Genomic DNA, 13,498 nt, shown 5'->3' on the forward strand with positions numbered 1-13,498 from the left:
GGGGCCGTGGCGAGCGACGAACGAGATGAGACGGACGAGCCGGGCGTGACGGGCGTGACGGACGAACACAGCGGGAAAGAAGCCAAGCCGGTCAAGGCCCAGAAGAGCGAGCAGACCCGCACCCTCATCCTCGAAACGGCGCTCCGGCTCTTCCAGGAGCGCGGCTTCGACAAGACGACGATGCGGGCCATCGCCAAGGAGGCCGGTGTCTCCGTCGGCAACGCCTACTACTACTTCGCCAGCAAGGAACACCTCGTCCAGGGCTTCTACGACCGGATCGGCGCCGAACACGGGGCGGCGGTCCGTGAGGTCCTGGACAAGGAGACGGACCTGGAGACCCGGCTCGCCGGGGTGCTGACGGCCTGGCTGGACATCGCGGCCCCGTACCACGAGTTCGCGGCGCAGTTCTTCAAGAACGCCGCCGATCCGGAGAGCCCGCTCAGCCCCTTCTCCGCCGAGTCGGAGCCCGCCCGCGAGGCATCCATCGCGATTCACCGCGAGGTACTGGCCGGCTCCAAGGCGAAGATCCCCGCGGAACTCGAGGACATCCTCCCCGAGTTGATGTGGCTCTCCCAGATGGGACTCGTCCTGTACTGGGTGTTCGACCGCTCACCGGAGCGCGAGCGCAGCCGCCGCCTCGCGGCCCGCGGCGCCCGCCTCACCACCCGGGGCGTCGCCCTCGCCCGGTTCCGGGTGCTCCGGCCGCTGGTCCACGAAGTGCACGAGCTGTTCACGGACTTCCTGCCGGGCATGGCCGAGACGGCCACGGCCCGCAAGAGGTCCTAGGGCACCCACCGTGAACGCGAAGCGGCCCCGCACTTTCCCCTTGAGGAAGGTACGGGGCCGCTGCGCGAACGGGCCGGTCAGATCCAGTTCAGTTCCCACAGGCGCCAGATGCCGGTGCCGTCCGAGAGGTACTGCGAACCGGACACGTCCGTCTTGCTGACGACGTAGTCCTTCTTCTGCCACAGCGGTACGAGCGGCACGTCCTCACCGACCAGCGCCTGGAGTTCCTTGAAGTCGGACGAGGTGCGGCTGCGGTCGCTGTACTGGAGCGTCGACGTGATCAGCGCGTCCATCTTCTTGCTGATGTAGCCGTTGTGGAGGCTGCTCTCGCGGCCGACCAGCGGCTGGCTGAAGGTGTCGGGGTCCGGGTAGTCGGGGAGCCAGCCGACGGTGTACGCGTCGTAGTCGCCCGCCGCGTACCCCTTCTGGAAGTCCTGCCACTCCACGGCCTTCACCGAGACCTTGAACAGGCCGTCCTTCTCCAGCTGGCGGCGCAGCTCCGCGGTCTCCTTCGTGTACGCGGAGTCGGCGCGGTAGGCGAAGGTGATGTGCAGCGGCGTCTGCACGCCGGCTTCCTGCATCAGCTTCTTGGCGCGCTTGGCGTCGGGCTGCGGGTACGCGTCGAAGAACGGGGTGCTGTGCCCGATGTAGCCCTGCGGGATCAGCGAGTAGAGCGGTTCGACGGTGCTCTTGTACACGTCGGTCACCAGCGGGCCTCGGTCGATGATCGACGCGATGGCCTGGCGGACCTTCTTGTTCGCCAGCGGGGCGCCCTCACGGACGTTGAAGACGAGGTTGCGGATCTCGGCGCTGTCCGCCTCGGTGATCCGCAGGTCGGGGTCGGCCGGGTTCAGCTCGGCGAGCCTCGCGGGCGGCAGCTGACGGTGCGTGATATCGAGCACCGAGGCGTTCCACGCCGTCAGGAGCTCTTCGGATCCCTTGTAGTAGCGGATGGTGACCGGCACGCCGGTCTTCTTCAGCGCACCCTTGTACGTGGGGTTGGGCACGAGTTCGGCACTGACACCGGGCTCGTACGCCTTGAGCACGTACGGCCCCGAGCCGTCGACCTGGCTCCCGGAGCGCAGCGTGTCGTCCGGGTACTGCTCGCGGTCGACGATCGATCCGGCTCCGGTGGCCAGCTTCTGCGGGAACGTCGCGTCGCGCGCGGAGAGGTTGAAGGTGATCGTACGGCCGTCGGCCACGACCGACTTGAGGCTCGGGAACAGCACCGAGGGGCCGACGTCCGTCTTGATCCTGAGCATCCGCTCGAAGGAGTACTCGACGTCCTTCGCCGTGAGCTTCCGGCCGTTGGAGAACGTCAGGTCGTCGCGGAGCTTGCACTGGTACGTCTGGAGCTTCTGCCCGATGAAGCCACAGCTCTCGGCCGCGTCGGGTTCCGGCACGATCGCACCGGACTTGAAGCTCATGAGGGACTGGTACAGGTTGCTGTAGATCGCCCAGGAACCGGCGTCGTACGCACCGGCCGGGTCCAGTGAGGTGACTTCGTCCGTCGTACCGACCGTGATGGGGTCCTTCTTCACCTCGTCCGAGGGAAGCAGTTGCCAGGCGCCGACGCCTGCGATGACCAATACCGCGAATATCGCGAGAATCCGTACCCGGATCGACCGCATTGCCGTGCTCTCCCTTACCAGCCCCACCTCGGCAGATGTGCTCAGACACGCACATCACCGCATGCTCGCGCCTACCTAATCACACGATTTTCACATCTGGAAGAGTAAATCGGACACTCACAGCCTTTTGTTCGGCACTTGAAACCAGGCGCGTCCGAAATGGCTGAATTAGCTCCTTCGACCAGGAGATTTCGTCGCTGACTGTGATGATCCTGTGCGTATTTCATGCACACCGGTGCGGGCGCTACGCCTGCCGGGAAGCGAGCTCCACGACCGTGATGTCGGACGGCGCGCCCACCCGCACGGGCGGACCCCAGGCCCCCGCGCCGCGCGAGACGTAGAGCTGGGTGTCGCCGTAGCGTTCGAGCCCGGCGACCGTCGGATTGGCCAGCTCGGCGAGGAGGTTGCCGGGCCAGAGCTGACCGCCGTGGGTGTGCCCGGAGAGCTGGAGGTCGACGCCGTGCTCGACGGCGTCATGGATGACAACGGGCTGGTGGGCGAGGAGGACGGAGGCACGGCTGCGGTCCCGGTCGCCGAGTGCGCGTACGAAGTCCGGGCCCTGGCCCTCGCTCTCGCCCGCGACGTCGTTGACTCCGGCGAGGTCGAAGCCGTCGATCTCGACCCGGGCGTTCTCCAGCGGGTGCAGACCCAGCTCCCGCACATGGTCGACCCATTGGGCGGCGCCCGAGAAGTACTCGTGGTTCCCGGTGACGAAGTAGCTGCCGTGGCGGGCTTGGAGCCCGGCCAGGGGCTCGGCGGCCGTGCCGAGGTCGGCGACGGAACCGTCGACGAGGTCACCGACGACAGCGATCAGATCCGGCCGCGTCCGGTTGATCGTGTCGACGATCCGCCGGGTGTGGGCGCGCCCGAGGACGGGCCCGAGGTGGATGTCGCTGACGACGGCGATGCGGTAACCGTGCGCCGAGCGCGGCAGCTTGGCGAGGGGCACCGTGACCCGCTTGACCCGGGGGCCGCGCAGCACCCCGTAGGTGCCGTAGCCGACGGTGCCGAGCCCTGCGACGGCGGCCGCGCCGCCGACCGCCCGGGCGACGAACAGCCGCCGCGAGGGCAGCGCGAGGGACGGGGCGGCGACGTCCGGTTCGCGGGCCGGGGCGCTGTCCGGCTCGGGGACAGCGGGTGTGCGTGAGGGCGCACCGGACGGAACCAGTGCGTCGTTACGGTTCCTGGCGTCGGCGCGCGGTTCGGTGCCCGTCGCCGTACTCACCGCGGATTCGGTCTGCCGCTCCGCCGCCGCGGCGCGGTCCCGGCGGTCGAGCACCCGGCGCAGGACGGGCCGTACGGCCTCGCCGACCAGCAGAGCCAGCGTCAGATAGAGCAGCGCCGCCAGCCACAGGAAGCCCGGCCAGGCCAGCACCTGCTGCAGCCAGAAGGGGGCTCCGGCGCGGCCGGAGACCAGCGCCCCGACGGACAGCAGCGGCAGAACGAAGGCCGCCACCGTGCCCACCTTGCGCAGCGCGCTGCCCGGCGCCGTCGTGTCACCGACGAAGCGCCGCCACACATAGCGGTGCACGCCCGCGAGCAGCGCCAGTACCGCAACGGCCACCAGAACGAAGACCACTACCACTTCTGCTCCCCCACCCACGCGTCGACCGGTGCCCGCTCGTGCCCCGGTTTGTCACCCGGCACTCGTCCCCGGCTTGTTATGTGCGCTCTGCGCGCAAAGCCCTGACGCCACGGAACCCGATCACGCCGACCGCCGTCCCCAGGAGAAACGACGCGATGGCGAGCAGCAGATGCACCCAGAAGTACGCCGTCGGGTCGCCCGCGTCGTCGAACGCGAGCCCGCTGCCGTCCTTCCAGAGATTCTTGGCGAAAGTGATCCAGATGAACCAGCTCCACACTCCGAAGGCGAGCAGGAACCAGGACACGGGGCGGCTGAGCTTCATGGATTCAGTATCGCCTTCGCCCGCCGGAGGGCTCGCCCGGGGTGGGGACCGCGAAGAGGGGCCGACCGGTGCCCCGTGTGGGCTGTCCCGGCGGTATGCCCGGCGGGTCAGAGCATCGGGGTCCCCATCCAGAACTTCGCCCTGTACGTTTCCGACCGTGCCTGCACTAAAAAAGATCGTACTGACGGTCACCTCTGCCGCGTTGCTGTCCGCATTTGTCGTTAGCCCCGCTGCGGCGGCCGACAAGGACAAGACCAACGACAAACAGCCGAAGCCCACCCAGCCGATGTCGCAGGTCGGCGGGGAACAGCTGGGACGGGTGGGCACCCAGGTGAAACTGGGACCCGGCGCCCCGGTCCTGCCCAAGAGGCTCACCGGCCGGTCGTGGATCGTCGCGGACGCGGAGAACGGCCAGGTACTCGCCGCGCACAACTCCCACTGGCGGCTGCCGCCCGCCTCGACGCTGAAGATGCTCTTCGCCGACACGCTCCTGACGCAGCCGGAGCTGCTGCCGAAGACCAGGGCCCACAAGGTGACCGAGCCGGAACTCGCCGACATGGGCGACGGAAGCAGCCTCGTGGGCCTCAAGGAGGACTACACCTACACGGTGCACGACCTGTGGCTCGGTGTATTCCTGCGCTCGGGCAACGACTCGGTGCATGTGCTGTCGTCGATGTACGGCGGTGTTCCCAAGACGGTCGACGCCATGCAGAAGCACGCCGAGGAGTTGCAGGCTCTCGACACGACAGTGGTCTCGCCCGACGGTTACGACTCCCCGAAGCAGGTCTCCAGCGCGTACGACCTCACGCTGTTCGCCCGCAGCGGGCTGCAGAAGCCGGACTTCCGGGAGTACGCCGCGACGGCCACCGCCACGTTCCCCGGCGAGAAGAAGAAGGGGAAGAAGCGCGAGACCTTCGAGATCCAGAACACCAACCGGCTCATGACCGGTGACATCGGCGTCGATCCGTACAAGGGCATCGCGGGCGTCAAGAACGGCTTCACGACCCATGCGGGCAACACCTTCACCGGTGTCGCCGAGCGCGACGGCAAGGTGCTGCTCGTCACCGTCATGAACCCGTCGTCCGAAGAGAGCCACGCCGTGTACAAGGAGGCGGCGAGCCTCCTCGACTGGGGCTTCGCCGCGAGCGGCAAGGTGACCCCGATCGGCGAGCTGGTCCCCCCGAAGTCCGTGGACACCGGGGCCGGGAAGGGCGCCCAGCCGGCCAGTGGTGCCAACGAGGCCGCGGAGGACCGGAAGGACGCCAAGGCCGTCGCCGCCAGGGCCCGTGCCGACTCCAGCGGGGTCGGGATCGCCCTGGCGATCGTCGGCGGGCTGCTGCTGGTGCTGTCGGCCGCGGGGTTCCTGGTCAACCGGCGCTGGCCGCTGCCCGACCTGGTCCGGCGTCTCCCCCGCCGCTGACGTTCGGCCCCACGTCAGGCGCCTCGTCGCCCTGCACCTCGTCCAGCTCCTCGTCCTGCTCCCCGGTCGGCTCCCCGGTCGGCTCCTCGGTCTGTTCCCCGCTTCGCGTCGCCGTCCAGGCGGCGCAGAAGAGCAGGAGCTTGGCGCTGAAGTTGATCCACAGGAGCAGGGCGACCGGCACACCGAACGCGCCGTACATGCTCTTCCCCGCGACGTCCTTCATATAGCTGCCGAGCAGCAGTTTGAGCAGCTCGAAGCCGACCGCGCCGATCAGACCCGCGACCACCAGCCGGCGCCGCGGCGGCTGCACTCCCGGAAGCAGTGTCAGCAGGTAGAGCAGCAGCAGGAAGTCGGCGATTACCGCCACCACGAGGGCCGCCACCTGCAACAGCACGCCGCCCCAGCCGGCGCCCGGGACGCCCAGCCGGTCGGCGGTCCAGCCGACCGCCGTGGACCCGATCGCGGAGACGGCGAGCGTCACGAGCACCGCGCCGCCGAACCCGAGGAGCACCCCGGCGTCCTTGAGCTTGCGCAGGACCGGATTGCCCTCGTCGACGTCGTCCATCCCCCAGACCGCCCGCAGACAGTCCCGCATCGAGCCGATCCAGCCGATGCCGGTGAAGAGCAGCAGCGCACCGGCAACCAGCCCGACCGTGCCCGCGTGGGCCACCAGATTGTCGATGCCGAGCTGGTCGGAGATGCCGGGGACCTGATCGGAGATCTTGTCCTCGATCTCCTTCAACTTGTCGGCGGAGAGCAGCGCGGCCCCGATCGCCGCGCCGACCGCGATCAGCGGGAAGAGCGCGAGAAAGCTGATGAAGGTGATCGCGGCGGCGAGCCGGGCCCAGTGGGCGCGGTCCAGCGTTTCGTACGAGCGATAGGCATGCGTCAGCATCAGCCGGGAGACGAGCGGCCCGATGACGGGAAGTTTTTTCAGCCAGTCCATTACCTACGCGTACCCCCCGGGGCGTGGAAAACGGGACGCCGCTCTCCGGTTGCCGTCGAAAGATTTACCTCAATGGGCCGCGACACCTACCCAATCCCCCATTTCGGTGAGTCTTGTAACAAATCCCTCAAAGGTGTTTTCTCTGGCGATAACGTCACCACCATGTCTGTCGACACCGTCTCCATGACCGGCTGGGGCCGCACCGCCCCGACGACCGCACTGCGGTTCCGGCCCCGTACGTACGAGGAGGCGGTGGCCGCGGTGCGCGGTTGCGGACCCCGCGGCTCCATCGCCCGCGGCCTCGGCCGCGCCTACGGCGACGCCGCGCAGAACGCGGGCGGTTCCGTCCTCGACATGACCGCACTCAACTGCATCCGCAGCGTCGACACCGCCGGTGGCACCGTGGTCTGCGACGCGGGGGTGAGCCTGCACCGGCTGATGCAGGCTCTGTTGCCGCTCGGCTGGTTCCTGCCGGTCACCCCCGCGACCCGGTACGTCACCGTGGGCGGCGCGATCGGCTCCGACATCCACGGCCGGAACCAGCACGTTGCCGGGTCCTTCTCCCGTCACGTACACGCCCTGGAGCTGCTGACCGCCGACGGCGAGGTCCGTACGGTCCGCCCCGGCACCGATCTCTTCGACGCGACGGCGGGCGGCATGGGGCTGACCGGCGTCATCCTCTCCGCCACGATCGGCCTCCGCCCCGTCACGACCTCGCTGATGTCGGTCGCCACCGAACGGGCTACGGATCTCGACGATCTGATGGCCCGTCTCACCGCGAGCGGTCACCGCTCCACGTACACGGCCGCCTGGATCGATCTCCTGGCACGCGGCCGGTCCACGGGGCGTGCCGTACTCACCCGTGGGGAGCACGCACCGCTGGACGCGCTCCCGGCGCGCGCTCGGCGCACCCCTCTTCTGTTCCGCCCCGTCCACCTGCCCGCCGTTCCCCCGTACGTACCGGAAGGGCTGCTGGGCCGGGCGTCCATCGCCCTGTTCAACGAACTTCGCTACCGCACGGCCCCCAGGCGCCGCACCGGAGAGCTTCAGCGGATCTCCGCCTTCTTCCACGCCCTGGACGGTGTCCCGCACTGGAACCGCGTCTACGGGCGCAGCGGCCTGGTGCAGTACCAGTTCGTCGTCGGGCACGGTCAGGAGGAGACGCTGCGGCGCATCGTCCGCCGGATCTCGCTGCGCCGCTGCCCCTCGTTCCATGCGGTGCTCAGACGGTTCGGCGCAGGCGACCCGGGCTGGCTGTCGTTCCCGATGCCCGGCTGGAGTCTCGCCCTCGGTCTGCCCGCCGCCCTCCCCGGTCTGGCGGGCTTCCTGGACGAACTCGACGAGGAGGTGGCCGCCGCCGGCGGCCGGGTCTATCTGGCGAAGGACTCGCGGCTGCGCCCCGAGACGCTCGCCGCGATGTATCCGCGGCTGGCCGAATTCCGCGCGCTGCGGGCGGAGCTGGACCCGGCCGGAGCGTTCCGTTCGGACCTGTCCCGCCGTCTCGCTCTCTGATCCTCCGGCCCTCACCCCCCTGCGCTTCCTTCCGCTTCTCTCCCCTCCCTCCGCCATGACCAGGAGTGTTTCCATGAAGGACGCCTTCGGTGCTCCGCAGTCCCTGCTCATCCTCGGCGGCACATCGGAGATCGGCCTGGCCACTGCGCGCCGGCTGATCAGCCGCCGCACCCGCACGGTCCGACTGGCCGGACGGCCGTCCCCTGCCCTGGAGCAGGCCGCCGCCGATCTACGGGCGCTCGGCGCCGACGTCCGTACGGTCGCCTTCGACGCCCTGGACCCCGAGTCGCACGAGACGACGCTCGGCACGCTGTTCGCCGAGGACGACATCGACATGGTGCTGATGGTGTTCGGCGTACTCGGCGACCAGGCGCGCGACGAGGAGGAACCTCTCTCCGCGGTCCGGGTCGCCCAGACCAACTACACGGGGGCGGTCTCGGCCGGGCTGGTGTGCGCCGGCGCGCTTCAGGCGCAGGGGCACGGCTCGCTGGTCGTGCTCTCCTCGGTGGCGGGCGAACGCGCCCGGCGCGCCGACTTCATCTACGGGTCGAGCAAGGCCGGTCTGGACACGTTCGCCCAGGGCCTGGGGGACGCGCTGCAGGGCACGGGGGTGCAGGTGATGGTCGTACGCCCCGGCTTCGTACGGTCGAGGAGGACTGCAGGCCTGCCGGAGACACCGCTCGAGACGACACCGGAGGCGGTCGCGGACGCGATCGTGACAGGGCTGCGGCGGCGCTCGGAGACGGTGTGGGTGCCGGGGTCGCTACGGGTGGTGATGTCGGCGCTGCGCCACGTACCGCGCCCGCTGTTCCGGCGGCTCCCGGTCTAGGGTCTTTCGTTTGGATCATGCCGGGCTCGCGGGGTCCGGCATGACCAAACGAAAGGCCCCAGGGGCAGGACTGTCAGGTGTGCAGGGACGGCTGGTCCACGGAGCTGCCGCCCTGTGCGGGCACGGCGGGTGCCCCGCCCCCCGCGCCGAACGGGAACTCGTTGATCTTGCGCCAGACGCTGTCGGCGCCCTGCTCGTACAGAGCGAAGGAACCGCAGGTCCAGGCCGCCTCGTAGACGGACAGCTCCTCGTAGGCACGGTCCATCGCCTCCTCGGCGATGCCGTGCGCCACGGTCACATGGGGGTGGTACGGGAACTGGAGCTCGCGCACCAGCGGCCCGGAGGCGTCCCTGACCCGCTTCTGGAGCCAGGCACAGGCGGAGGCACCCTCGACGACCTGGACGAAGACGACCGGGGAGAGGGGCCGGAAGGTCCCGGTTCCGGACAGCCGCATCGGGAAGGGGAGGCCGGCCGCCGCGATCTGCGTGAGATGCGTCTCGATCGCGGGCAGGTCGGCCGCCTCGGCCTCGGTCGGCGGGAGAAGGGTGACGTGGGTGGGAATGCCATGCGCGGCAGGGTCCCCGAAGCTCGCGCGCCGCTCCTGGAGCAGGCTGCCGTAAGGCTCCGGGACCGCGATCGAAACGCCAAGCGTTACGGTCCCCACATCGTTCTCCTCAGTCTTCGATGGTCGATTTTCGGTCGTGCCGACGCCAGTGTGCCGCTTGGGACCGCGTTCTCGCCAGGGTCCTTGGACTCAGTGCTTGGCGGGCAGAAGGCCCATTCGGTCGTAGGTCTGCGCCAGGGTCTCAGCGGCGACGGCCCTGGCCTTCTCCGCGCCCTTGGCCAGGATCGAGTCCAGCGTCTCCGGGTCGTCCAGATATTCCTGCGTACGGGTGCGGAAGGGGGTGACGAACTCCACCATGACCTCCGCGAGGTCGGTTTTCAGCGCACCGTAGCCCTTGCCCTCGTACTTCTGCTCCAGATCCGCGATACCGGTCCCCGTGAGGGTGGAGTAGATGGTCAGGAGGTTGCTGACGCCCGGCTTCTTCTCCGGGTCGAAACGGATGACCGTGTCGGTGTCGGTGACCGCGCTCTTGACCTTCTTGGCTGTGACCTTCGGCTCGTCCAGGAGATTGATGAGGCCTTTCGGCGTCGACGCCGACTTGCTCATCTTGATCGCCGGGTCCTGGAGATCGTAGATCTTCGCCGTCTCCTTGAGGATGTACGGCGCCGGGATGGTGAACGTCTGTCCGTACCTGCCGTTGAAGCGCTCGGCGAGGTCGCGGGTGAGCTCGATGTGCTGACGCTGGTCCTCGCCGACCGGGACCTGGTTCGCCTGGTAGAGCAGGATGTCGGCGACCTGGAGGACCGGGTACGTGAAGAGGCCGACGGTCGCCCGGTCGGCACCCTGCTTGGCGGACTTGTCCTTGAACTGCGTCATGCGGGACGCCTCACCGAAGCCGGTCAGGCAGTTCATGATCCAGCCGAGCTGGGCGTGCTCGGGGACGTGGCTCTGGACGAAGAGCGTGCACCGCTCGGGGTCGAGACCGGCCGCCAGCAGCTGGGCGGCCGCGAGCCGGGTGTTCGAGCGCAGCTCCACGGGGTCCTGCGGAACCGTGATCGCGTGCAGGTCCACCACCATGTAGAAGGCGTCGTGGGATTCCTGCAGCGCCACCCACTGGCGGACCGCACCGAGATAGTTGCCGAGGTGGAACGAGCCTGCGGTGGGCTGGATTCCGGAGAGCACGCGGGGGCGTTCAGAGGCCATAAAACTCATTGTCTCAGGTGCGGAACCGATCTCCGGCAACCGGTGTATCAAAGGTGTGAGGACGCGGGAGGGGGCCCTGCAACAAGGGCCGGAGGGGGGCCGCACCGTCGACGGCAGGGCCGACGGCGAGGCCGCGGTAATCGCTCGTGTGCGCGCCGGGGAGGCGCAGGCATACGCGCAGCTCGTGCGCGCCCATACGGGGGTCGCGCTACGAGTCGCGGTCGCCTTCGGCGCGGGGGCCGATGCGGAGGACGTGGTGCAGTCCGCCTTCTTCAAGGCCTATCAGGCCCTGGGGAGATTCCGGGACGGTGCGGTGTTTCGTCCATGGTTGTTACGGATCGTCGTGAATGAGACGAGAAACACAGTGCGATCGGCGGGCCGGGCGCGGGCGGTGGCCGGTCGCGAGGCCGGATTCCATGGTGCCGACCCGCTGATACCGGAGTCCGCGGACCCGGCACTGGCGGCGCTCGCTGAGGAACGGCGAAGCCTGCTGACCGCCGCGCTGGACGCGCTGAGCGAGGAGCAGCGGCAGGTCGTCACCTACCGCTATCTGCTGGAGATGGACGAGGCGGAGACGGCGCAGGCGCTGTGCTGGCCAAGAGGGACGGTGAAGTCCCGGCTGAACCGCGCGCTGAAGAAGCTGGAGAAGGAGCTGCGCCAGGAGCCGGAGCGGGATGGGGACGGGGATAGGGATGGGGATGGGGAGCGGACTCGGGAAGGAGGTGGGAGGCATGGGAGACGTGGGGCGGACGGCAGGAGAGGCGGCGGACGTGGGTGAGCCGGGCCGGGAGCCCGGGGCGGACCCGGACGACTCCCGGGCCCGGCTCCGGGCGGATCTGCTGGCGCTGGGGCGCGGGCTGGACGTTCCGGCGACCGATGGTCTGACGATGGCCGAGCGGGTGATGGCGCAGCTCGTCGCGGAAGCCGTGCCGGTGCCCGTCCGGGAGCCTCCGGGGCGTGCGGAGCGGGTTGGGACGTGGCTCCGCGGGCACGCCCGGCTGCTCGGCGCCGTGCTCTCCGGACTACTCGTCGTACTCGTCCTCACCTCGCCGGTCCGGACGGCGGTCGCGGACTGGTTCGACTTCGGCGGGGTCGAGGTCCGGTACACCCCGGCATCGCCGCCGCCGAAGAGCCCGCCGGGTGAGTCGGGCGTGGCCGGACCGGACTGCGGCAGGGCGGAGCGGGTGGTGGTGGGCGGTACCGGGGCTGGTCGCGGGCGCGGTCAGCGCACTGAGGCTGCGGCAGCGGCTGCGTCCGCCCTTCGGAGGGAGTGGTGACGGGAGTGGTGACGGGAGCGGTGGCGGTGGCGGTGGCGGTGGCTGCGGGCGTGAGCCGGGTCCGCGCCGGCAGTTGCTGAATCTGTGAGAAGGGGACACAGAGGGAATCCGGGGCGCGCCGCGCAATGAAGGTTTCCTCGCCAGGTAACCGACCGACGATACAAAGTGGGCACGACCCCCCGCCCACGCCGCACGACGAACGGAGATCCCGTGTCGACCACGGAAACAGCCATCGCCTCCGCCGAGGCGCACAGTGCGCACAACTACCACCCGTTGCCCGTCGTCGTCGCCTCAGCGGACGGTGCCTGGATGACCGACGTCGAGGGCCGCCGCTACCTCGACATGCTCGCCGGGTATTCGGCCCTCAACTTCGGCCATGGCAACCGCCGGCTGATCGACGCCGCCAAGGCCCAGTTGGAACGGGTGACGCTCACCTCACGCGCCTTCCACCACGACCGTTTCGCCGACTTCTGTACGCAGCTCGCGGAGTTGTGCGGGATGGAGATGGTCCTGCCCATGAACACCGGGGCGGAGGCCGTGGAGACCGCGGTGAAGACCGCCCGCAAGTGGGGGTACCGGATCAAGGGCGTCCCCGACGGCATGGCGAAGATCATCGTCGCCGCCGACAACTTCCACGGCAGGACCACCACGATCGTCAGCTTCTCCACGGACCACGAGGCCCGGGCGGACTTCGGGCCGTACACACCGGGGTTCGAGATCGTGCCGTACGGGGACCTCACCGCGCTCCGTGCGGCGATGACCGAGAACACCGTGGCGGTGCTGATGGAGCCGATCCAGGGCGAGGCGGGGGTGCTGGTGCCGCCCGCCGGGTATCTCCCCGGAGTCCGTGAGCTGACCCGCGAGCGGAACGTGCTGTTCATCGCGGACGAGATCCAGTCGGGCCTGGGGAGGACCGGAAAGACCTTCGCCTGTGAGCACGAGGGCGTGGTGCCCGACATGTATGTGCTCGGCAAGGCACTCGGCGGGGGCGTGGTGCCCGTGTCGGCTGTGGTGTCATCGGCGGCGGTGCTCGGTGTGTACCGACCGGGTGAGCACGGCTCGACGTTCGGCGGGAATCCGCTGGCCTGCGCGGTCGCGCTGGAGGTCATCGCGATGCTGCGCACCGGAGAGTTCCAGCAGCGTGCGGCCGAGCTGGGCGACCATCTCCACCGCGAACTGGGCCTGCTGGTGGGCCAGGGGGCTGTGGACGCCGTCCGGGGCCGGGGTCTGTGGGCGGGCGTCGATGTCTCGCCGGCCCATGGGACAGGCCGGGAGATCTCGGAGAAGCTGATGGATCGCGGCGTGCTGGTCAAGGACACCCATGGGTCGACGATCCGCATCGCCCCGCCCCTGGTGATCAGCAAGGAGGACCTGGACTGGGGCCTGGACCAGCTCCGCGGCGTCCTGAGCGACTGAGCTACG

The 13,498-nt window shown here is 69.4% G+C and carries 13 protein-coding genes; 7 read left to right on the plus strand and 6 right to left on the minus strand.

Annotated features, from left to right (window positions below; all coding sequences use genetic code 11):
* Positions 1–45: 45 nt before the first annotated feature.
* On the plus strand, positions 46–786 hold the full coding sequence (locus tag ACFT7S_RS25830; protein WP_382735823.1) for a TetR/AcrR family transcriptional regulator: 741 nt from the start codon (positions 46–48) through the stop codon (positions 784–786).
* 77 nt (positions 787–863) lie between these two features.
* Here the strand turns inward: ACFT7S_RS25830 and ACFT7S_RS25835 are convergent, their stop codons facing one another.
* The 3 genes from ACFT7S_RS25835 to ACFT7S_RS25845 all read right to left on the minus strand — a co-directional run bounded on the left by ACFT7S_RS25835 (position 864) and on the right by ACFT7S_RS25845 (position 4,324).
* Positions 864–2,417: an ABC transporter substrate-binding protein gene (locus ACFT7S_RS25835; RefSeq protein ID WP_382735720.1), complete on the minus strand. Its 1,554-nt coding sequence runs from the start codon at positions 2,415–2,417 to the stop codon at positions 864–866.
* A 244-nt stretch (positions 2,418–2,661) separates the two neighbouring features.
* The gene (locus ACFT7S_RS25840; RefSeq protein WP_382735825.1) at positions 2,662–3,996 is read right to left on the minus strand and encodes a metallophosphoesterase; all 1,335 of its coding nucleotides are present in this window, start codon (positions 3,994–3,996) and stop codon (positions 2,662–2,664) included.
* An 82-nt stretch (positions 3,997–4,078) separates the two neighbouring features.
* A complete protein-coding gene (locus ACFT7S_RS25845) occupies positions 4,079–4,324 on the minus strand; it encodes an SCO4848 family membrane protein (RefSeq protein ID WP_362836018.1) in 246 nt (81 codons plus the stop codon).
* Positions 4,325–4,481: 157 nt separating this feature from the next.
* Here ACFT7S_RS25845 and ACFT7S_RS25850 point away from each other — a divergent pair, with 157 nt between their 5' ends.
* Entirely contained in the window at positions 4,482–5,744 is a 1,263-nt protein-coding gene (locus ACFT7S_RS25850; RefSeq protein ID WP_382735723.1) for a D-alanyl-D-alanine carboxypeptidase family protein, read from the plus strand.
* On the opposite strand, the gene ACFT7S_RS25855 is transcribed toward ACFT7S_RS25850, so the two are convergent.
* Entirely contained in the window at positions 5,692–6,690 is a 999-nt protein-coding gene (locus ACFT7S_RS25855; RefSeq protein WP_382735725.1) for a YihY/virulence factor BrkB family protein, read from the minus strand. The genes ACFT7S_RS25850 and ACFT7S_RS25855 overlap by 53 nt on opposite strands.
* Before the next feature lie 162 nt (positions 6,691–6,852).
* Between ACFT7S_RS25855 and ACFT7S_RS25860 the strand changes: the two genes are divergently transcribed.
* Complete coding sequence (locus tag ACFT7S_RS25860; protein WP_382735727.1) at positions 6,853–8,202, plus strand: FAD-binding protein; 1,350 nt, start codon at positions 6,853–6,855, stop codon at positions 8,200–8,202.
* A 73-nt stretch (positions 8,203–8,275) separates the two neighbouring features.
* The gene (locus tag ACFT7S_RS25865; protein WP_382735729.1) at positions 8,276–9,031 is read left to right on the plus strand and encodes a decaprenylphospho-beta-D-erythro-pentofuranosid-2-ulose 2-reductase; all 756 of its coding nucleotides are present in this window, start codon (positions 8,276–8,278) and stop codon (positions 9,029–9,031) included.
* A gap of 73 nt (positions 9,032–9,104) precedes the next feature.
* On the opposite strand, the gene ACFT7S_RS25870 is transcribed toward ACFT7S_RS25865, so the two are convergent.
* A complete protein-coding gene (locus tag ACFT7S_RS25870; protein ID WP_382735731.1) occupies positions 9,105–9,695 on the minus strand; it encodes a 2'-5' RNA ligase family protein in 591 nt (196 codons plus the stop codon).
* 90 nt (positions 9,696–9,785) lie between these two features.
* Positions 9,786–10,799, minus strand: coding sequence for a tryptophan--tRNA ligase (gene trpS / locus ACFT7S_RS25875; protein WP_382735733.1), 1,014 nt, complete (start codon positions 10,797–10,799; stop codon positions 9,786–9,788).
* Between the two features lie 55 nt (positions 10,800–10,854).
* On the opposite strand from trpS, the gene ACFT7S_RS25880 reads away from it, so the two are divergent.
* The 3 genes from ACFT7S_RS25880 to rocD all read left to right on the plus strand — a co-directional run bounded on the left by ACFT7S_RS25880 (position 10,855) and on the right by rocD (position 13,492).
* Positions 10,855–11,577 (plus strand): RNA polymerase sigma factor, encoded by a 723-nt coding sequence (locus ACFT7S_RS25880; protein ID WP_382735826.1) that lies wholly within the window; start codon positions 10,855–10,857, stop codon positions 11,575–11,577.
* Complete coding sequence (locus ACFT7S_RS25885; RefSeq protein WP_382735735.1) at positions 11,531–12,076, plus strand: hypothetical protein; 546 nt, start codon at positions 11,531–11,533, stop codon at positions 12,074–12,076. Before ACFT7S_RS25880 ends, ACFT7S_RS25885 begins: the two co-directional genes overlap by 47 nt.
* 210 nt (positions 12,077–12,286) lie before the next feature.
* A complete protein-coding gene (gene rocD / locus ACFT7S_RS25890) occupies positions 12,287–13,492 on the plus strand; it encodes an ornithine--oxo-acid transaminase (protein ID WP_382735737.1) in 1,206 nt (401 codons plus the stop codon).
* Positions 13,493–13,498: the final 6 nt, after the last annotated feature.

The organism is Streptomyces sp. NPDC057136, from assembly GCF_042670885.1.
Lineage (GTDB): Bacteria > Actinomycetota > Actinomycetes > Streptomycetales > Streptomycetaceae > Streptomyces.